The organism is Bradyrhizobium sp. USDA 4354 (assembly GCF_054060315.1).
Map to the genome: position 1 here is coordinate 7,775,285 of NZ_JBSSDC010000001.1, position 20,096 is coordinate 7,795,380.

A 20,096-nucleotide genomic window follows, 5' to 3' on the forward strand; every position below is an offset into this window, starting at 1 on the left:
ATTAACCATTCGACGGCAATCCCTGCTCCAGCGCGCGAAAGCGCAGCGGTGCCAGAGCTGAGGCGCGCTGCCACCAGTCGGCGACGCGGTCATCGAGGGCGGTCACACCGCGGCCCTGGCCGGGGAATATCCGGATTTGCTGGATCGCCTCAGCCTCAAAGCCCTTGGCCCTCCGCGTGATCCTGAGGGCGGCGCCTTCGCGGTCCCGCTGGGTCAGCGGCACCAGGAGGCGGCCGCGCGGACGGAGCGATTGCAGCCAGAGCGGGTGCGGCTGCGAGAAGCCGGCATGCACGATGATCACGTCGGCGGGTTCGCCGACGTCCTTGCATCCGTCGCCGTTGACGACCGTGACGTTGCGATAACCGCGCAAGCAGTCTGCCGCACGGGCCGCGAGCCGCTCGTCGCATTCGATCGCATGCACGCTGCCCCTTGGGCCGACAATCTTCGAAAGCATAGCGGAGAAATAACCCAGTCCGCAGCCGATCTGCACGACGCGATCCTTCTCCCCGATGTCGAGCATGTCGATGAAATGCGCCCACAGGCTCGGCAGTCCGGTGTCGAGCCTGCGGCGGGCGTCGATCGCGACCAGCACATTGTCGTAGAGATGAACGGGATCTGCGTTGGGCGTCAGCCGATAGTTGCGCGCCGTCTCGCTCTTGATGCGCCAAGGGCCCCTCGGCAGAAAATCCTCGCGCGGAACGGCGGCAAGCGCGTCGCGCAGGCGCTTCGAGGAAATCCGCTCGCGCCTGGCAATCAGCTCCACATAGCGCGCACGCGCGGCGACAAGATCGCTCATGTCACCTGTTCGCGAACGGGTGCATCCATACCGAGCTCGTTGACGAGCTGCATCGCCTGCTTCAGGTCCGGTGTGTAAAAACCCTCGCTGAACTTGTTCACGATCGGCACGAGCAGGAGACTTGCGTGCTCGCGCTTGCCGGCTTGATACGACAGGCGCGCGAGGCTGACCGCGGTGCGAAGCTCCCAGGACAACGCACCCTGCTTGCGCGCGATCTCCAGCGATAGGCCAAACAGGTCCTCGGCCTCCTGCACCGAGGCCGGATCGCCATCCGACAGCGTGATCTCGCCTTGCAGGCGGTAGACCTCGGCGAGATAGGAGTGATCGCCGGTCCGCCTTGCGGTCGCGAGCGCGCCGTCCAGCGCGCGCAAGGCGGCATCGCGCATCCCGACCTTGGCGTAGGTTTCCGCGAGCAGGCAGCGGAACCAGCAGCCGGCGAGCCAGGAATCCATCGCCTCGTACTCGTCGAGGCCGAAGCGCATCTGGCTGAGACCTTCGTCGGCTTCCCCAAGCTGAGCCAGAGCCCAGCCGCGCAGGATCGCCGCCTGCTGCTTCCAGTGCAGGAAATTGTGCTCGGTGGAAATGATCATGGCGCGGTTGGCGTGGTCGCGCGTGCCTTCGACGTCGCGCAGATGCTGGCAAAGATAAGCGCCGAACACGAGCGCAAAGGCGAGCGTGAACGGATGGCGGATCTTCTCCGCATTCGCGATCGCCTGCTCGCTGTGCTGGCGCGCCGCGTCGGGCCGGCCGAGGAACCACAGGAGGTAGCCGAGATAGGACAGTGAGACCACGCCGGGGTCGATGCCGTGGCGCTCCATCAGATCGGAGTGCAAATCGGGGCTGTAGAGGTTGATGCAGCGATGCAAATGATGCTGGGAGGCGCCGAAGCGGCCGCGATAGAGCATGGTCATCGCGATGGCGCGGTGCGCCTCGATCAGATAGCCGGTCTGCTGCGCCGGCTGCGTCCGGTCGTTCAGCCGCTCGCGCTTGGCGAACTTCAGCAGCTCGACGCTGAGATCGTGCGCGCGCGTGAGATCGGCGCGAATGAAATGGCACACCCAGAGCCCGCGAGTCGCAGCGAAGACCTTTTCGTCGTCATCGAGCTGATGGCCGAGCTCGAGCGCGCGGATGTAGTTCTCCTCGACCTCCTGCACCGCATAGCCCTTGGCGGCGATCAGCGCATTGCCGAGCGCAATGCGCAGCTCGAGCTCCATCTCGTCCGCGCCCTGCATGCGGGCGTTGGCCTGCACGACGCTGAGGCCGCGGCGCAGATGGCCGATCGCCTCCAGATTGGCGCCAGTCTTGGCCGCCTGCTTGCCGGCCTTGAGCCAAAAGCTGGCGGCACCCTCGCTCTGGCCGGATTCGGTCAGGTGATGGGCGAGCAGCTCCGGTTCGCGCTCGGTCTTCTCCGGATACATCTCGGCGAGCACCTGGGCGATCCGGGAATGCAGCTTGCGCCGCTCGCTGTGCAACAGGCTCGCATGCGCGGCGTTCTGGATCATCACGTGCTTGAAGGAGTAGAGCGCGTCCGGCGGATGGCCGCGGCGCATGATCAGCCCCGCCTCCTCCAGATGATTGAGTGCCGCCTCGATCTGCTCGGCCGGCGTATTGGCGACGGCGTGCAGCGTTTCGTAGGAAAACTCGCGGCCGATCGTGGCGCCGATCTGCGCGATCCGCTTGAACGGCCCCATCCGGTCGAGCCGCGCCATCAGCGAGTCGGTCAAGGTTGCCGGGATGGCGAGCTGCCGCCACGGTCCGGACAGCACATAGCGCCCGTGCCGCTCGGTCAGGAGGTTAGATTCGAGAACCGTCTTGGTCAGTTCTTCCAGAAACAGCGGCACGCCGTCGGTCTTGACGATGATCTCCTCGACGACCTCCTTGGGCAGCTCGCGTCCCGCAACGCGCTCGACCAGCGTCGTGCGGAGCTGCCGGCTCAGGCGGTTCAGGACCAGGGTGGTGATGTGCGAATGCGCGTTCCAGCTCGGCTGGAATTCCGAGCGCGCGGTCATGATGACCAGGATCGGTCGGTTCTGCATCCGGCCGACCAGGAGGTCGATCACCTCGCGGGACGTCGGGTCGATCCAGTGCAAATCCTCGAACGCGATCACAAGCGGCATCTCACGCGCAAGGCCGAGGAAATGGTTCACCAGCGCCGCGACAGTCGCATCCTTCTGCTGCTGCGGCGACAGTTCGAGCGGCGGATAGCGGTCTCCGGTCGGTATCGACAGCAGCGTGGCAAACAGCGGCGTGACCTGATCGATATCGCCATGAGCGGCGGCAATCGCGGTCTCCAGGCTCGCCAGCGACAGCGCTGACGGATCCTCGCGATCGAGGCCGAGGGAGAATTTGAGCTGTTCGACGAACGGATGGAACGCCGTGGAGGTGTAGTAAGGCGAGCACTGGAGCGAGACTTGTCCATGGCGGTCGCCCGATATCCGTTCGAAGATTTCCTGGATGATACGCGACTTGCCGATGCCGGGCTCGCCGAACTTGACCACGACCTGGCCGTCGCCGTCCTTGGCCTGCTGCCAGCGTCCCATCAGCAGCGCGATCTCCTCCTCGCGGTTGACGAGCGGCGTCAGCCGCGTGCCCATCGCGGCGGCGAAGCGGGTCTCCACCCGCGATGCGCGCACCACGTGCCAGGCCTGCGCCTTCTCGGGGATCCCCTTCAAGACATGGACGCCGAGATTGCGGTAATCGAACTTCCCCTTCAGCAGCGACTGCGTCGAAGCGGAGATCACGACGCCGTTGGGCGGCGCCAGGGCTTGCAGGCGCGCCGCGAGATTGACGGTCTCCCCGACCGCGGAGTCGCGTTCCTCGGTGCCCTGCCCGACGAGGTCGCCGACCACGACGAGGCCGGTCGCGATCCCGATGCGGACGGCGGGTGAATGGCTGAGCGCGCCCCGCGGCTCGACCGCGCGCGCAGTCGACAGCACCCGCACGATCTCGAGCCCGGCGCGCACCGCTCGCTCAGCATCGTCCTCATGTGCGGTCGGATAGCCGAAATAGACCAGGATACCGTCGCCGACGAAACGGGCGGCAAAGCCCTCGTAATATTTGACCACGCGGACGCAGGTCTCGCGAAATCCCGCGATCATGTCGCGGACGTCTTCCGGATCGAACTGCGCGGAAAGCGAGGTGGAATCCACCATGTCGCAGAACATGGTGGTAAGCTGGCGCCGTTCGGCACCGACCTCCGCCCGTGTTTGCGGACGCACCGCCGCGGTTGGCGCCTCCGCCGTTTCTGCTTCAAACAGCGCCGCCATCGCCCGCTGGAGCCGCTTGCGATCGCCGAGCGGCAATCCAAGCTCGACCAGATCGGATTCGGTCAGGTCCGCGATGACGTCGAGATCGAGACGGTGCTGCGCGAAAAGATCGGTGTAGTGCCCGAGGCCGATACCTTCGAGCCAGCGCTTCAGCCCGCTTTCCGATCCCGTGCCCGGCTCATTCTCCAGCATGGTGATTCTGCCCGACCATCACTCCGTCGAAGGGCTTTAGGGCCCCCTCAACCACAGATTTTGGGGTCCAAACTTCACCTCGGACTGGACGCATTCCCTAACTTCTTGGAAGAATAGCTCAATCGGATCAAAAGGGAATGGCGTTGTCGGACATTGCATCCGGAGCGGACGAGGGATCAGCCGGTACGACGGCCGAAACCAGGATATTCGCGCATATCGGCGGCCTTCTCGAATTTTACGCCCGCAAGACACCGGCGGCGCCCGCACTCCTCGCCCCTGGCCGGCCGGTCCTCAGCTATGGCGCGCTGGACGGATCGATCCGGCAACTGGTCCGTACCTTGCGTGAGCTCGGCATCGGCGCCGCAGACCGCATCGCGGTTGCGTTGCCGCGCGGCGCCGACAGTGCGCTGGCATTGATCGCGGTCGCCTCAACCTGCGCCTGCGTCCCCGTCAATCCCGATCTGACCGCGGACGAGCTGCAACGCTATTTCAGCGAACTGAAGTTGACGGCGCTCGTGAGCCGGGCCGACATGAACTCGGCGAGCCGCGACGTCGCCAGGGTGCTCGATATCACGGTGATCGATTTCGTGGCGGGGCCGGTCGACGATCTCGGTGGCTGCGCGTTCATCGCTCCGACGATCGGGCCGGCGAATGCCAACGGCGCCGCCCGGGGCGAGCACGATGCGTTCATCCTGTTGACGTCAGGCACGGCGGCGCGGCCGAAGATGGTGCCGCTGACGCATCGCAATGTCTGCCTGTCCGCTTACAATGCCGGCCATGTGCTGTCGCTCACGTCGCACGATCGCCTGCTCAACGTCCTCCCGCTGTTTCATGCCCATGGCTTGATCTCCGGTCTTCTCACGGCGCTGGCCGCGGGCTCCAGCGTGATCTGCACCGACGGTTTTGACGCATCCTCCTTCTTTGGCTGGATGCGGGAGCTGCAACCGACCTGGTACACGGCGGTGCCGACCATTCATCGCGCCCTGCTGACCGCAGCAGAAGCGAACCCGGACCGCGCCCGACCGTCGTCGCTGCGCGTGATCCGCTCGGCCTCGGCATCGCTCGCGCCGGCGATTCTCGAAGGGCTGGAGGCGACGTTCGGCGTTCCCGTGCTCGAGACCTACGGGATGACCGAGGCGGCCTCGCAGATCGCGGCCAATCCGTTCGAGCTGCGCAAGGTCGGATCGGTCGGCCGCGCCGCCGGCCCGGAGATCGCGATCATGGACGAGACGGGCCGCCCGCTCGCAAGCGGCGCGCACGGCGAGATCATGCTGCGCGGACCAAACATGAGCCGTGGCTACTATAATGACGATGCGGCGACGCAGGCCGCGTTCCGCAACGGCTGGTTCCGGACCGGCGACCTCGGCTATCTCGATGCCGACGGCTATCTCTTCATCGCCGGCCGCATCAAGGACGTCATCAACCGCGGCGGGCAGAAGATCTCGCCGCTGGAGGTGGAAGAGGTTCTGCTCAGCCATCCCGCAGTGCTGGAGGCCGGCGTGTTCGCCGTCCCGCACGAAAAGCTCGGCGAGAACGTCGTCGCCGTCGTGGTGTTGCGGCCGAATTCCGAGGCGAGCTCCGACCAGTTGCGCCAGTTCGCGCGAAGGCGACTTGCAGCCTACAAGGTACCCAGCCTGATCCGCAGTGTGGCGGCGCTGCCGAAAGGTGCCAGCGGCAAGGTCAAGCGTAACGCACTAGCCGGGTTGATCGCGGAGCCGACGGATGCCGGCGAGATGCACCTGCCGCGGAACGCGTTGGAGACCCAGCTCGCGGAGATCTGGGCCGGCCTCCTGGAGCTGCCGCAGGTCGGCGTCGACCAGGATGTCTTCGCACTCGGTGCGGACTCGCTCGCGGTGACTCAGATGCGCTCGCGCCTGCGCGAACGCTTTCATGTCGACTTCTCGTTCGAGGACATCTTCGATTGCTCCGCGGTCACAGCGCTTGCGGCCCGGATTGAAACCGCCGCAAGCCGGCGCGAGACGGCGCTGCCGGCCTGGCGCCAGGCCGCGGATGCAGATGCACCGCTGTCGTTCCAGCAGCAGCGGATGTACGTGCTCTCGCGGCTCGATCCGACCGGCTACAACTACAATGTCATCGAAGTCGCGCTCCTCGACGGCGCGGTCGACGTTGCCGCGCTTTCTGCGAGCCTCACTGCGATCTGCACGCGCCATGAGGCGCTGCGCTCGGTCTTCGTCGAACGCCAGGGCGAACCGGTACAGCTTGTGCTGTCATCGCCGCCGCGGTTCGAGCGCATCAAGCTCAAGCCCTGCCCTGCGGAGAAGCGGCCCGCGGTTGTCAGGCGCGAGGCGCTCAAGCTCGCGCAACATCCGTTCGATCTCGCCCGCGAGCCGCCGCTAAAGGTCTCACTGCTGTCGTTCGACAAGAACAGCCATGCACTGGTGATCAACGTCCATCACCTCGTCACCGACGGCTGGTCGCAGCGGCTGTTCTGGCAGGAGCTCGCGATCCATTACGCCGCGGCGCGCAAGAAGCACCCGGCCGCACTGCCTGCGCCTGCCTTCCAGTATCGCGACTTTGCGCTCTGGCAGCAGAGCTGGGCGCAGACACCGGCGGCGAAGGAGCAGCTCGACTATTGGAGGGCCCAGCTCGACGGCGTCACCACGCTGCCGCTACGAACCGACAGGCCGAGGCCGGAGGTCTGGAGCGGTCACGGCGCGCGCCACTATCTCGAATTCTCCAAGACGCTGTCGGGCCAACTGCGCGCGCTGAGCCAGAACCAGGGCGTCACGCCGTTCATGACCCTGCTCGCGGTCTTCCAGTGCCTGTTGTTCCGCCACACCTCGCATGAGGATGTCGCCACCGACTCGCTGATCGCCAACCGCAACCAGATCGAGAGCGAGCGCCTGATCGGGCTGTTCGCCAACACCCTGATCCTGCGCAACGATTTGGGCGGCGATCCGAGCTTCGGCGAGATGTTGCGGCGGGTGCGGCAGGTCACGTTGGACGCCTACCGCAACCAGGACCTCCCGATCGAGGAGGTGTTGCGCGCGCTCCAGATCCCACGGCGGAGCGACGGCAATCCGCTGTTCCGGATCATGTTCATCCTCCAGAACGCCTCGATCGAGGCGGCACGCTTCCCGGGCCTGTCGACGCGGCGGCTGGAAGTCGATCCGAAGGTGGCGCGCTTCGACATCACGCTCGAACTGGTCGAGGCCGACGGCCGTTTCACCGGCTTCCTCGAATACGCCACCGACCTGTTCGATGCGGCGACGATCGAAGGCATGGCCGCCCAGTTCAAGACGCTGCTCAAGGCCGTCATCGCTGATCCGGAGCAGCGGATCTCGCGCCTGCCGCTCCTGACCGAGGCCGAACGCCAACGGCTCCTGGCGAAAGGCCGGGGCGTGCCGGCCAATTTCACGACGCGCGGCAATTTGAGCGAACGCTTCGATCGCCAGGCGAAGAGGACACCGGACGCCGTTGCGGTGTCGGACGGCCGCACGTCCCTGAGCTATCGCGAGCTGGCACGCCGCAGCCAGGCGGCCGCACGCTGGCTGGCCCGCGAGGGTGTTGGCGCCGAGAGCGTCGTCGCCTTGCTGGCGGAGCGCGGGCCCAACCTGCTCGCCGCGATGATCGCGGTGCAGCGCGTCGGCGCGGCGTTCCTCAATCTCGATCCCGACCAGCCGCCGGCAAGGCTTGCGAGCATCCTCGGATCAAGCTGCGCCCGCGTGCTGCTGACCGGGCGGGCCCAGTCCGCCATGGTCGAGGCCCTGCTCGAGCCGCTGGTCGAGCGCATCCAGGTGGCCGAACTCGACGACACGATCGCGCCAGGCGCGACCAAGCCGGCCCGCGCCGCGCGGCGTGCAGCCTCGAGCCTTGCTTATCTCGTCTATACGTCCGGCTCCTCCGGTGCGCCGAAGGGCGTCATGATCGAGCAGCGCGGCCTGTCGAACCATCTCGCCTCGCTCATCTCCGAACTCGACCTCACTGCCAAAGACGTGATCGCGCAGACCGCACCGCAGAGCTTCGTCATCTCGGTCTGGCAATTCCTCGCGGGGCCGATGGTCGGCGCGCGCGTGCATGTCTGCGGCAACGCGATCGTGCAGGACCCGATCCTGCTGGCGCGGGAGATCGAGCGCGAGGGCATCACGGTGATCGAGATCGTGCCTTCGCTGCTGCGCGTCATTCTCGATCGCATGGACGAGGCGCAGGTGCAGCGTGCCTTCTCCAAATTGCGGCTGCTGATCTCGACCGGAGAGCCGTTGCCCGTCGACCTCTGCCGCGCCTGGTTCGCCCGTTGCCCAAGAGTGCCGCTGATCAATGCCTATGGCGCATCGGAATGCTCCGACGACGCCTCCCTGCATCGCCTGACCAAGGCGCCGGCGATCGCGGCGACCAACGTTCCGGTCGGCGCGCCGCTGCCGAACACCCAGCTCTACGTGCTCGACGCAAACCTCCAGCCGCAACCGATCGGCGTGACCGGCGAGCTCTGCATCGGCGGCGCCGGAATCGGCCGCGGCTACGTCAACGACCCCGCGCAAAGCCGGCAGCGCTTTCTGCCCGATCCGTTCTCGCGCCAGCCAGGCAGCCGGCTCTACCGGACGGGCGATCTTGCCCGGCGCCGCGCCGACGGGACGATCGAATGCCTCGGCCGCGCCGATCATCAGGTCAAGGTCCGCGGCTATCGTATCGAGCTCAAGGAGATCGAGAACGCGCTGGCCGAGCATCCAAGCGTGCGCGCCGGCATCGTCGAGCCGCGCCGCGAGGCGAGCGGCGATATCAGGCTGATCGCCCATGTCGTAGCCAAGCCCGGCAGCCGGAGCAGCGCCAGCGAACTGCGCGAATTCCTGAAAGTCAGACTGCCTGCGCACGCCATCCCGTCCGCCTTCCTGTTCCTGGATCAGGTGCCGCTCAACGCCCATGGCAAAGTCGACCGCTCGGCGCTACCGGCGCCCGCGCAGCCGGAAACGTCCGGACCGGACGCGGCTGTGCCGGCGCGGCGCTTCACCGAAAAGGTGCTCTCCGACATCTGGATCGACCTGCTGAAGGTCGAGAGCCTCGGTGTCACCGGCAATTTCTTTGATCTCGGCGGCCATTCGCTGCTGGCGGGCCAGGTGATGGCGCGCGTTGCGCGCGCGCTCGGCGTGTCGCTGCCGATCAAGACCATCTTCGAGGCACCGACGATCGAAGCGCTCGCTCGGCGGGTCGACGAGGCCGTAGCGGCGAAGCCGCGCAAGCCTGCCGCAAGCGTGCCGCGATTAGCTGCAAGCGGGCTTCCTGCGCTTTCCATTGCGCAGGACCAGATGCTGCGGATCGAGCGGAATCTGCCGGGGCTACCGCTGTTCAACCTGCCCTTCGCCTTCCGCCTTCAGGGCCCGCTCGATTCGGCCGCCCTGGCAAAGGCGATCGACGACGTCGTGCGCCGGCACGAATCGCTGCGCACCGCGTTCGCCTGGAACGGCGATGAGCCCGAAAGCCGCATTGTCGCGCCGCGGGCCCTTGGCCGTGTCATGACCATTGAGGCGATCGGCGATGGTCATCCCCATAACAACAAGCGGCGCAAGGCGCTCGAGCTCAGGAAGATCAATCTCCTGATCGAGCAGGAGACCTATAGCCCGATCGAGATCACACGCGCGCCGCTGTTGCGTGCCCGGCTGTTGCGGCTCCATGGCGACGATCACGTGCTGCTGCTGACGCTGCATCACGCCATTGTCGATGGCTGGTCGATCGGCGTGCTGTTCGAGGAATTGTCGAGCCGCTATGCGGCGCTGGCCGGATATCCATCGGCGCCGCTGCCGAAGGCTTCGCCGGCGTTTTCGGATGTCGCACGCTGGCAGCGCTGGTGGTGCGGCACCGACGCCGCGCGCCGCCAGGCTGCCGACTGGACCGAGAATTTACGCGGAGCGGGCCCCGTCTTCGACGGCGAATCAAGTGCGGGCGCGTCCACCGGGCACCATCCGGTCAACCTCGAGCGTGAGCTGATCGGACGGCTCACGGGGTTCGCCGGCCAGCACAATTGCACGCTGTTCATGTGCCTGCTCACCGCGCTGAAGGCCATGCTGCTGGCCCGGACCGGCCGCACCGACATCGTGGTCGCGACCGCCATGGCCAATCGTGCCGAGCCGGACACCGACCGAATCATCGGCCCGTTCGAGAACACAGTGATCGTCCGCACGACAATCACGCCGGACCTGTCGTTCGCGCAGGCCTTGGCGCGGGTGCGCGAGAGCGTGCTCGACGCGCATGCGCGGCAGGAGCTGCCGTTCAACGTCCTGGCCGATCATCTGGAGCAGGAGGGGATCGATCCGGCCTCGCTGCTCCAGGTCTATTTCACACTGCAGAATCCGCTGCGCCAGCCGCTCGATCTCCCAGACCTCGCGACAGGATCGATCGGCAACATCGCGCGCGAGGGCCAGCCGGTGCTGCCGATCGACCAGACCTGGCTGTCGCTGATGCTCAAGGAGCGCCCGACCGGCATCACCGGCTCATGCAATTACAAGCGCGAGTTGCTCGAGGGCCGAATGGTCGGCGAGTGGATGGAGGATCTGGTCGCGCTGCTGACGGCGGCCGTCGCCCGACCCAATGCACCGCTCGGCAGGTTACTCGCGCGCAGCGCGGCCTAAAGCGGTGTTACATCGCGGACGCGTACGGATTTCACGTGCCGGAGCTGTGAATGATCAAGTTGCATCTTGATTATTTGGCGTCACCGCGCAAGATTATTCTCGCGTTTTGATTTGGACGATTATTTTCAACCGGGGGAGTGTTATGGGTTTCATCAAATTTACGAAGAAGACCTCGCTCAGCGAGGAGGACCGCAAGGCGCTGCAGGACCTGCTCAATTTCGAGAAGCAGAAACTCAAGGACGAGCTGAAGGATGTCGAAGACAGCCTAAAAGCTCTGCGCGCGTCCAAGAAGAAGAAGTCCAAGAAGAAGAAGTAAATTCGTCGGTCGGAGACGCCGTACGAGTCTTCGCAGAGCGGCCGCTCGCTCGTCGAGTTGGGGTCTCGCACAAGCTTGCGTCTGTAAACCGGCCTGCAAATCGACAAGAATTCGCCCGGGTGGACCATTAGGAAATGGTCCACTTGGTTGCTTCTTGCTCAGCTGATTCTTCCGTCGGGACCGGGGATTTGGCCTCGCCTGACGCCATGGGCCCAATTGATGGCACACGACAGAATTGAACTCTTTGTCGGGCTGATCGAGACCATCGACGCGCCGGGCGCAGTCGAGGCGTGCCGACGTCTGCTCTCGGTCGACGAACGGGCCCGGGCCGATCGCTTCATGTTCGAGCGGCATCGGCGGCAGTACATCTTCGCACATGCCATGTTGCGCCTGGCGCTGTCGCAGGTCGCCTCCAACGTCGCGCCCTCCGACTGGTCGTTCGGCGCGGGCCGCTATGGGCGACCGTTCGTCGCAGCGCCCGTCACCTCGACCGCGCTGCATTTCAGCCTGTCGCATGCCGACGGCTGCGTCGCCTGCGTCGTGTCGCGGCATGAGGCCGTCGGGGTCGACGTCGAAACCGTGTCACGGCGTGTCGCCCCGCTGTCCACCGCGCATCGCTTCTTTGCGCCGGAGGAGGTCGAAACGCTGCGCGGACTGCCGGAGCCCGCGGCGATCGAGCGCTTCTTCGACTATTGGACGCTCAAGGAGGCCTATCTGAAGGCCAGGGGCTTCGGGCTCAATTTGCCGCTCGACGCCTTCGCGATGCAGGTGTCACGCGAGGCCATCGAGATCAGCTTCAAGCCCGACATCGTCGACGATCCGGACGGCTGGCGCTTCTCGCTGTGCTCGCCGTCGCCCTCGCATCGCCTCGCGATCGCCGATGGCTCCCGTGCGGACGGCGGCCTTCCCATCAGCCGCCATGCCTGGCCGCTCCGGGAAGCGGCTGAATGACGTCGCCGCGTGTCTGCAAGGCGCGTGCGCGAAGTGGGATGTTTTGAGTCGCGAGCGACGCGGCTTCTTCTCCCTCTCCCCGTTTCTTACGGGGAGAGGGTCGGGGTGAGGGGCCTCTCTCCGCACGGGAAATCGCCGCGAGACCTGTACCCCCTCACCCGGAATTTGCTGCGCAAATTCCGACCTCTCCCCGCAAGCGGGGAGAGGTAAGCATCACCGCGCCTCTTCGAATCCGGCCAGCACCGAAGTCAAATTCGCGCCGAGGATGTCCGAGAGATAACCGCCTTCCTGCACGAACACGGTCGGCAGGCCCATCTTCGCGATGGCTTGGCCGATGCGGCGGAAGCCTGGCGTGGTGACGGCAAGGCCCTTCAGCGGATCGTGCTCGGAGGCATCAAGGCCGAGTGCGATGACGAGGGCGCCGGGCGCGAAGGATTCGATCGCCTTGCGCGCGAGATCCAGCGCCTGGATGTAGCCGTCATCGCCAGTGCCGATGGGAAGCGGAATGTTGAGATTAGTGCCTAGGCCCGGTCCTTCGCCGCGCTCATGCGCATAGCCCCACACGTAGGGATAGTACGCGACGGGATCGGCATGGATCGAGATCGTGTAGACGTCGGGCCGGGCATAGAAGATGCCTTGCGTGCCGTTGCCGTGATGGACATCGACGTCGAGGATCACGACGCGCTCGTGCTTCTGCCGCAGATGCGCCGCGGCGATGGCGCTGTTGTTGAGGAAGCAGAAGCCGCCGGCCATGTCGCGATAGGCGTGATGGCCGGGCGGACGGCAGAGCGCATAGGTCGCGTTCTCGCCATCCATCACCATCTGCGCGGCGGTCACCGCAACGTCGGTCGCGGCGCAGGCGGCAGCCCAGGTGCCGGGGCCGATTGGCGCTGCGGTATCGGCGGTGTGCCAGCCGAGCTTGCCGACGATGTGGGTGGGATAGGTTGCGGCATGGCGCACGGGATGGATGTTGCCGATCATCTCCGGGCCGGAATCGCCGAGCGCGGTCCAGGCGTCCCAGGCTTCGCTCAGGAACGACAGGTATTCCGGACTGTGGATGCGTGCGCGAGGCCCCTGCCCGAACTTGGTCGGCTCGACCAGCTGGTGCTTGCCATCCCGCAATCCCTTGAGCAGGCGGTCGGCGCGCTCGGGCTGCTCGGTGGTGCGCTTGACGACACCGCGCACCAGGAAGAATTGCGGATCGTGGCTGCGGTGCAGTTCGGTATGGACGGCTTTCACTCAAACACTCCGTGGGTCGCTACTGGACGTGCCGCAGAGTCTTGATCGCCGCGGCCGCCAGATGCAAGCAAGAAGAATGCCGCCCCTCGTCGCGCTGCCCTGCGCCGAGAGCAGACCGCTCGCGAAGCTCAGCAGCGCCCGCGCTGGAGGCAGTGCTCGCGGCCCTGCTGGTCGGTGCGGAAGGATTCGATGAAGCCACCCTGGCGCTGGGTGACGAAGACGGTCTTGCCGTCGCTGCCGCCGAAGGCGAGGTTGGTCGGCTCCTTAGCCCTCAGCGCGATCTCCCGCTCGACGGCGCCAGTGGGCTTCATCAGCGCGATCGTGCCCTTGAGAATGCGCGCAACATAGAGACGGCCGGCAACGTCGGTGCGCAGGCCGTCGATGGTGTCGGGTTGAAACGATTTGACGAGCTTTGCAGCCGTCAGCTCGTTGCCGCTGATCGCATAGGACCAGATTTGGCCGCTGCTGGATTCGCCGACATAGAGCGTCTTGCCGTCAGGGCTGAGATCGATGCCATTGGTGGTGCCCATCGCACGCGGCGCCGGCATGATCTGCCCCTGCACCGTGCCGTCGGCCGCCTTCGCGATGCGCCAGATGTGGCCTTGCCTGCCCTTCCAGTTCGGATCGCTCGCATAGATCGTGCCGTCGCGCGCGATCGTGATGTCGTTGGGCTGGTTCATCTCGTCGGAGTGAAACCAGACGGCGGGCACAGGCGCGCCCTTCGCAATCGCGAAGATGTTGTGCTTCTTGTAATCGGCGATGAACATGGTGCCGCTGCGATCGAAACGGATCGCATTGCCAACGCTGCCTTCGGGAAGCGTCGTGAACAGCTCCGAGGCTGCGCCGCCCGCGGGCAGCCTGCCGATGGTGCCGGGCTTGCCGAGATTGACCACGAAGAGGTTGCCGTCGAGATCGGCGGCAGGCCCTTCGATGCCGAACGTGTATTCGCCGGCGGGCGTTACCTGCACGCTTTCGAACAGCCTGGTCTCGGCAGCGGCCGGCAGCGTCGCGACGAGCAAAATGCTACTGCACAGGCACCAGAAATTCCTGCCGGATGTAATAGCCATCGCCGTCGGAGCACTCGCCGTTCAGATAGGGATCGGCTGGCCGGAAGAATCGGCTGAAGCCGGGTCTGTCTACAGCGCTCCTTTGTGTCACGACAACGACCTTGGCGGCCGGTATTTCGCCGCATTCCCTGTTGGTCCTGCCGTAGAATTTGCGCTGCGGCGGGCCGGGCTTGATCCGCATCCGCGTGCCCGGAACCATCTTCGCAACGAGCAGATCCGCCGCATCCAGCAGACGCTTGTAGCCGGGCTCGGTCTTTGGCAGGCTCTCGCCACCTGGCGGCATCAGCTTCTCCGCACCGAGACCGCGCAGCCGCGTGCGCAGCTTGCCGGCGTCGGGATCACCGGGATAGATCCAGCCGTCCTGCGACAGCATGAAACGGAGCACGGCTCCGTCCTTCTCCGCCTCCGATTGGCCTGGTTTCAGACCGAAATCGGAATGACAGCCGACGCAATGCTTCTCGACGAGGCCCTTGCGCAGCGTCGTCAGCCGGGCGCTGTTCTGCGCATCCCTGGCGACAAAGGCTGCGAGCTGCTCGATCATGGCCTGGCTGCGCGCATCGCAAGGAAGCGGCGCCGGCGCATCGCCCGCGGCGCGATCGATGCGGATCACGGTCTTGTTCTTGTCCTCGACCAGCCAGATCGCGCCGTCTTCGGCAACCGTCATGCCGACGGGCGCACCTTGCGGCCGCGCACCGTTGACGCGGTGCCAGCCTGCAATCAGCTCCTCGAACGGCGCGGCGGCGACCTCGCCGGCGTCGGTCTGGAAACCGCGCCTCGGATCGGCCGCGCAGCTGACGTGATATCGCACCGGCGGAGCGCTCGGCTTTGGAAAGCCGTGATCGTCGACATCGTAGACGAGGACACGGCTGCCGGTCGGCCGATAGCCGTGCAGGCCCACCAGCAACTTGCCCTCAAGCTCCGGGAATTTCCCGCCGTGATAATACAGCATCGCGAGCGGCGCGCCGTGCGGCGGCATCAGCGAGAGCGGCGGCTTGTACAGCGCATTGGCCGTGCAGAGCGACTTGTAGATTCCCGACTGCAGCACGAGCCTGAATTCGGGGCTCGGCGTCGACAGGTCGTAGCAATAGGGCCAGCCGTAGTGCCTGCCCTGCTGGATCGCGTTGATCTCCTCGTTCGGCTTGAAGATATCGGGCAGGTCACGGGCGTTCTCGGCTTGCAGGAAGGCGTAGCCGGCATCCGGAAACATCGGATGCAGCGCCAGCGCCATCGAATTGCGCAGACCGCGCGCATAGACGGTGTGCGGCGGGTCGGGATCGCCAGGCTTCAATGCCGGAAAGACACCGCCTGCTGATGGCGTGAACAGCCAGATCGATGCCAGCGCGGACGCGCCCTCGGCCGCCGCGCAGGGTTTTGTGATCGGCGCCGGCGTGATGCAGTCGTCGCTGTGGGAGCCGACATTGACGAACAGCCGCCCGTTCCTGTCGAACACGAACTGCTTGAGCGGGTGGGCGCTCTCATCGAGCCTCGTGCCATCCGGCCGCGTGATCCGGCGCCCGGGCATGCGGCGGATGATGGTCTCGACCGTGCTCCGTGGATTGTCGTCGAGCGGATCGAACCGGAAGATCGCCTCCGCGGTCGAGGCATAGAGCTTCCTGTCCGGGCCGATGACGAGGCCGAACGGATATTCGAGTCCCCTCAGCAGCTCCTTGAAGCGTTGCCCCCGGGGGGCATGCGGATCGAGCAGCAGCAGCCGGCCATCGGTGTGGCCCCAGCCGCCCATGTCGGCGACGACGAACAGATCGCGGCCGGGCACCTTGACGATCGAGCGCGGGAATTTGAGGCGGTCCTCCTCGCTGGCGACGAGGCCGGCGCAGAAGCCCGCCTTCATGTCGATCTGGATCCTGGGGAAGGCGAGATCGCCGCTGCCGCAGGATTCCGTGCCGATCGCGTAGCCGCTCTTCCTGACCGGTTCGGACGAGGCCGGGGCGACGCCGAGCAGCGCGGCGGCCAAAACCGCTGCAAGGACGACCGCTGCAAGCAAGCTCAGATTTCGCCGTCCACTCTCGAATGTGAACTGGTTCACGGTCGCTCCCGACTTCCCGCGGACGTTGTTTCATGCCGCCTGGGCCCCGTCCAGTCATCACCCGTCTGTGATTAAACCTATAACGACCTTGGTGCCGACCAATCTCCGTAAATTCCCTTACCGGGCTCGACCCGAATGTTTCGCGAATGCTTGGGGTGGTATCGATTTGCCGTCCCAATCGCTTTCTACAGGAGGCGCTTATGGTCCAGGTCTATTTTCACTGCTCCAACACCGAGGGCACACTGATCGACCGCTACGGCGCCGCCGTCGCCAATCTGACCGAGGCGCGCGACCGCGCCACCCAGATCATGAACTCGATGATCCAGACGCCCGGTGCCGAAGACTGGCGCGACTGGGTGATCCATGTCAGCGATGACGATGGCGAGGAGATTTTCGATCTCCCCTTCACCGCCATGCTCGGCAAGCCGCATTGAGGTGATGCCATGTTGCTCGCTTCCTTGAGCCTGCTCCGCCAGCCCCTCAGCTTCGTCGCCACCAAATGGCAGACGCTGATCCGCGTCGCGGGCAACCCCTACCGCCCCGAGCTGCATTACATGCGCGGACCTGGCCCGAAATGGCACGCCAAATATCAGGCCAGCCGGCTGGATCGCATGCGCTGAGCAGGCGCTTTTTCACACATCTGTATTTTTCGTCACGGCCGGGCTTGTCCCGGCCATCCACGTTCTGGGGATGCAAAGACGTGGATGCCCGGGTCAAGCCCGGGCATGACGAGATTGGGGAGCAGCCCCGCACCTCACCTCCCCGTAAACCTCGCCTTGCGCTTCTCGATGAAGGCGTTGCGGCCTTCGATGGCGTCCGCGCTCTTGCGGATCGTGGCCTGGAGCTCGATCTCGCGGCGAAACTGCACCTCGTAGGTCGAATGCTCGCTCTCCTCGACCAGCGCGCGGGTTGCGACCAAAGCGCGCGTCGGGCCCTCCGCCAGGCGGCGCGCCAGCACCAACGCCTCCCCCATCAGCTTCTCGTCGTCGACGACCTGCCGCACCAGGCCGATCTCCTGCGCGCGTTCCGCCGTCAGCGGCTCGTTGATCAGCATCAGCTCGAGCGCGCGCTGCCGGCCGATCAGCCGCGGCAGCAGCCAGGTCGAGCCGAGATCTGGCACCAGCGCGATGCGGCTGAACACCTGGATGAAGTTCGCCGACCGCGCCGCAACAATGATGTCGCCGGCCATGGCGAGGCTGAAGCCGCCGCCGGCCGCCACCCCATTGACGGCGACGACCACGGGCACGCGGCACTCGCGCAAGGCCTTGAAGGCGGGCCAGTAGAAACGCATCACGCCGGCCGCGATGTCCTCGCCGAGTGCTGCCGATGCCTTCAAATTCTGTCCCGAGCAAAAACCGCGACCGGCGCCGGTGAGGATCAGGGCTCGGATGTCTTCGTCCTGCGTCATCTCGGCGACAGCGGCGGCAAGTGCGCCGAGCAGGTCCGGCGTCATCGCATTCAGGCTCGCGGGCTCATCGAGAGTCAAGATTCCAACCGCGCCATCCCGCGCCTGTTTCACACCAGCCATGTCGCGCCTTCCTTTCGATGTTCTCGTTGGCCGCAATGTGCCATTGTCCGCGGGCTTCGCCAATTGCGGAGCCTCGACGTCAACGCAGCGCAGCCAAGACAACAGACCGCAAACATCAAGACGACATCATGCCTCACCAATTCAGCCTCAACCAAACCGTCCGCAAGCCCGCCGTCAAATCGAATGGCGGCATCGTCGCCTCGCAATCGCGGCGGGCTGCCGAAGTCGGGGCGCAGGTGCTTGCCGTGGGCGGCGACTGCGTGGACGCGATCGTCGCGACCACGTTTGCCCTGAACGTGCTGGAGCCCTGGAATAGCGGTATCGGCGGCGGCGGTGCGATGGTGCTCTACCGCGCGAAGGAAAATCGCTACGAGGTGATCGACTACGGCATGTGCGCGCCGCAGAGCCTGCGCGTGGCCGACTATCCGCTCAGCGGCGAAGGCGCCGCCTCCGACCTGTTTCCCTGGCCGCGGGTGAAGGATGATCGCAACATCCATGGTCCCGGCTCCATTGCCGTACCCGGCGTCGTCGCCGGAATGGAAGAAGCGCATCGCCGCTACGCCAAAATGCCGTGGAAGGATCTGGTCGCGCCGTCCGCCGTGCTCGCCGGCGAAGGCCTGCTGGTCGACTGGTGGACCACGCTGACGGTCTCGGGCTCGGCGGCCGATCTCAGGCGCTATCCCGCAAGCGCGGCCGCGTTCCTGAAGGACGGACTGCCGCCGAGCGCGCCATGGGGCATCAAGTCCGAAACACGGCTGCCGCAGGACACCCTGAAGGCTACGCTGTCACATCTCGCCGAGGCCGGCCCGCGCGACTTTTACCAGGGCGATCTCGCCAGGAGCATCGCCTCCGACATCAAGGCGGACGGCGGCTCGCTATCGGTGGAGGATCTCGCTGCGTTCCGTAGCCACCTGCGCGAACCGCTGGCGATCCCCTATCGCGGCGGCAAGGTGCTCGCGACGCCGGAGCTCACGGCGGGGCCGACGATGGCGCATGCGCTGCGCCTGTTGCAGCAGAGCTTGGCGCCCGCAGGCGCGCCGGATGCCGCCGCCTATGTCGAGTATGCGCTTGCCTTGCAAGCGGCCTTCCGCGAGCGGCTCAAGGACATGGGCGATGCCGACGGCAAGCGCTCGCTCGGCGCGGAATATCTGGCACCCGCCTGCACGACGCATTTCTCCGTCGTCGACCGTCACGGCAACATCGCGGCGGTGACGCAGACTCTGCTCTCGTCCTTCGGCTCGAAATATGTGACGCCGCACACCGGTATCGCCATGAACAACGGCATCATGTGGTTCGATCCGACGCCGGGTACCACCAACTCGCTCGCACCCGGCAAGCGCTGCCTTTGCAACTACACGCCTGTCATCGCCGAGACCAAGGACGGCAAGCGCCTCGCCGTCGGCGCCTCCGGCGGACGCCGCATTCTACCCTCGGTGATGCAGCTCGTCTCCTTCGCGATGGATTACGGCATGGACCTCAACGCCGCCATCCATCAGCCGCGCATCGACGCCAGCGAAGGCGCGATCGTGATCGGAGACGCCCGACTTCCAGAGGAAGCACGCAAGGCGCTGGCCGCCCGCTTCGACTACGAGGAAAGCCGGGTGCAGACGTTGCCGCAGAAATTCGCTTGCCCGAGCGTGGTGATGCGCGAGGGCGACACGAATTTTGGCGCGGTCGAGATCTTCCAGCCGTGGGCCGACGCGGTCGCGGAAGGCTGAGCGGACGCATCGATGCAAGGTGATGCCAGCGCGCGTTGAGCCAACGCGTGATTACGCATCTGCGCGAGCGTCACGACTCCTCCACATTCGCGGGCAACTTACCCACCCGGGGTTCGTTCATTGAACGGACAAGTGCGCTCGCCCCAGTGGAGGACATGATGAAGAAACTTGCGCTCGCCGCGTCGCTGATCATTGCGGCCGGCTTCACATTGACAAGCCCTGCACTGGCCAAGGGTGGCCATGGGGGCGGTCATGGCCATGGTCATGGTCATAAGATGGGCCATCATTACCATGGCACGCCGCCGGGATGGCACCATGGGCGCAAGGTCGGCTGGCGCGGTTACGGCTGCCCGCCCGGGCTGTGGAAACAGGGCCGCTGCTGAGACCCAGCTGCCAAT

13 protein-coding genes are annotated in these 20,096 nt (G+C 65.7%); 7 read left to right on the forward strand and 6 right to left on the reverse strand.

The window, feature by feature from the left end; genetic code table 11:
• Position 1 precedes the first annotated feature (1 nt).
• Together ACVIIV_RS36085 and ACVIIV_RS36090 are read right to left on the reverse strand one after the other, a co-directional pair.
• Positions 2-796 (reverse strand): protein-L-isoaspartate O-methyltransferase family protein, encoded by a 795-nt coding sequence (locus tag ACVIIV_RS36085; protein WP_456748454.1) that lies wholly within the window; start codon positions 794-796, stop codon positions 2-4.
• Complete coding sequence (locus tag ACVIIV_RS36090; RefSeq protein ID WP_456748455.1) at positions 793-4,254, reverse strand: ATP-binding protein; 3,462 nt, start codon at positions 4,252-4,254, stop codon at positions 793-795. Before ACVIIV_RS36090 ends, ACVIIV_RS36085 begins: the two co-directional genes overlap by 4 nt.
• Before the next feature lie 137 nt (positions 4,255-4,391).
• Here ACVIIV_RS36090 and ACVIIV_RS36095 point away from each other — a divergent pair, with 137 nt between their 5' ends.
• From ACVIIV_RS36095 to ACVIIV_RS36105, 3 genes are all read left to right on the forward strand, one after another.
• A complete protein-coding gene (locus ACVIIV_RS36095; protein ID WP_456748456.1) occupies positions 4,392-10,835 on the forward strand; it encodes an amino acid adenylation domain-containing protein in 6,444 nt (2,147 codons plus the stop codon).
• A gap of 142 nt (positions 10,836-10,977) precedes the next feature.
• Entirely contained in the window at positions 10,978-11,151 is a 174-nt protein-coding gene (locus ACVIIV_RS36100) for a hypothetical protein (protein WP_456748457.1), read from the forward strand.
• Between the two features lie 219 nt (positions 11,152-11,370).
• Entirely contained in the window at positions 11,371-12,102 is a 732-nt protein-coding gene (locus ACVIIV_RS36105; protein ID WP_456748458.1) for a 4'-phosphopantetheinyl transferase family protein, read from the forward strand.
• 213 nt (positions 12,103-12,315) lie between these two features.
• Here the strand turns inward: ACVIIV_RS36105 and ACVIIV_RS36110 are convergent, their stop codons facing one another.
• From ACVIIV_RS36110 to ACVIIV_RS36120, 3 genes are all read right to left on the reverse strand, one after another.
• Positions 12,316-13,341: a histone deacetylase family protein gene (locus ACVIIV_RS36110; protein ID WP_456748459.1), complete on the reverse strand. Its 1,026-nt coding sequence runs from the start codon at positions 13,339-13,341 to the stop codon at positions 12,316-12,318.
• A gap of 128 nt (positions 13,342-13,469) precedes the next feature.
• Positions 13,470-14,408, reverse strand: coding sequence for an SMP-30/gluconolactonase/LRE family protein (locus ACVIIV_RS36115; protein WP_456748460.1), 939 nt, complete (start codon positions 14,406-14,408; stop codon positions 13,470-13,472).
• A complete protein-coding gene (locus tag ACVIIV_RS36120; RefSeq protein ID WP_456748461.1) occupies positions 14,365-16,452 on the reverse strand; it encodes a PQQ-dependent sugar dehydrogenase in 2,088 nt (695 codons plus the stop codon). Before ACVIIV_RS36120 ends, ACVIIV_RS36115 begins: the two co-directional genes overlap by 44 nt.
• A 200-nt stretch (positions 16,453-16,652) precedes the next feature.
• Between ACVIIV_RS36120 and ACVIIV_RS36125 the strand changes: the two genes are divergently transcribed.
• Together ACVIIV_RS36125 and ACVIIV_RS36130 are read left to right on the forward strand one after the other, a co-directional pair.
• Complete coding sequence (locus ACVIIV_RS36125; RefSeq protein WP_027571536.1) at positions 16,653-16,886, forward strand: DUF6894 family protein; 234 nt, start codon at positions 16,653-16,655, stop codon at positions 16,884-16,886.
• A gap of 9 nt (positions 16,887-16,895) precedes the next feature.
• Positions 16,896-17,072 (forward strand): hypothetical protein, encoded by a 177-nt coding sequence (locus ACVIIV_RS36130; protein WP_456748462.1) that lies wholly within the window; start codon positions 16,896-16,898, stop codon positions 17,070-17,072.
• 134 nt (positions 17,073-17,206) lie between these two features.
• On the opposite strand, the gene ACVIIV_RS36135 is transcribed toward ACVIIV_RS36130, so the two are convergent.
• Positions 17,207-17,980 carry an enoyl-CoA hydratase-related protein gene (locus ACVIIV_RS36135; RefSeq protein WP_456748463.1) on the reverse strand — a complete coding sequence of 258 codons (774 nt, stop codon included), beginning with the start codon at positions 17,978-17,980 and terminating at the stop codon, positions 17,207-17,209.
• 128 nt (positions 17,981-18,108) lie between these two features.
• Between ACVIIV_RS36135 and ACVIIV_RS36140 the strand changes: the two genes are divergently transcribed.
• Together ACVIIV_RS36140 and ACVIIV_RS36145 are read left to right on the forward strand one after the other, a co-directional pair.
• Positions 18,109-19,698, forward strand: a complete 1,590-nt coding sequence (locus tag ACVIIV_RS36140) for a gamma-glutamyltransferase family protein (protein WP_456748464.1) — start codon at positions 18,109-18,111, stop codon at positions 19,696-19,698.
• A gap of 47 nt (positions 19,699-19,745) precedes the next feature.
• Complete coding sequence (locus tag ACVIIV_RS36145; RefSeq protein WP_456748465.1) at positions 19,746-20,081, forward strand: hypothetical protein; 336 nt, start codon at positions 19,746-19,748, stop codon at positions 20,079-20,081.
• The last annotated feature ends 15 nt before the right edge of the window (positions 20,082-20,096 follow it).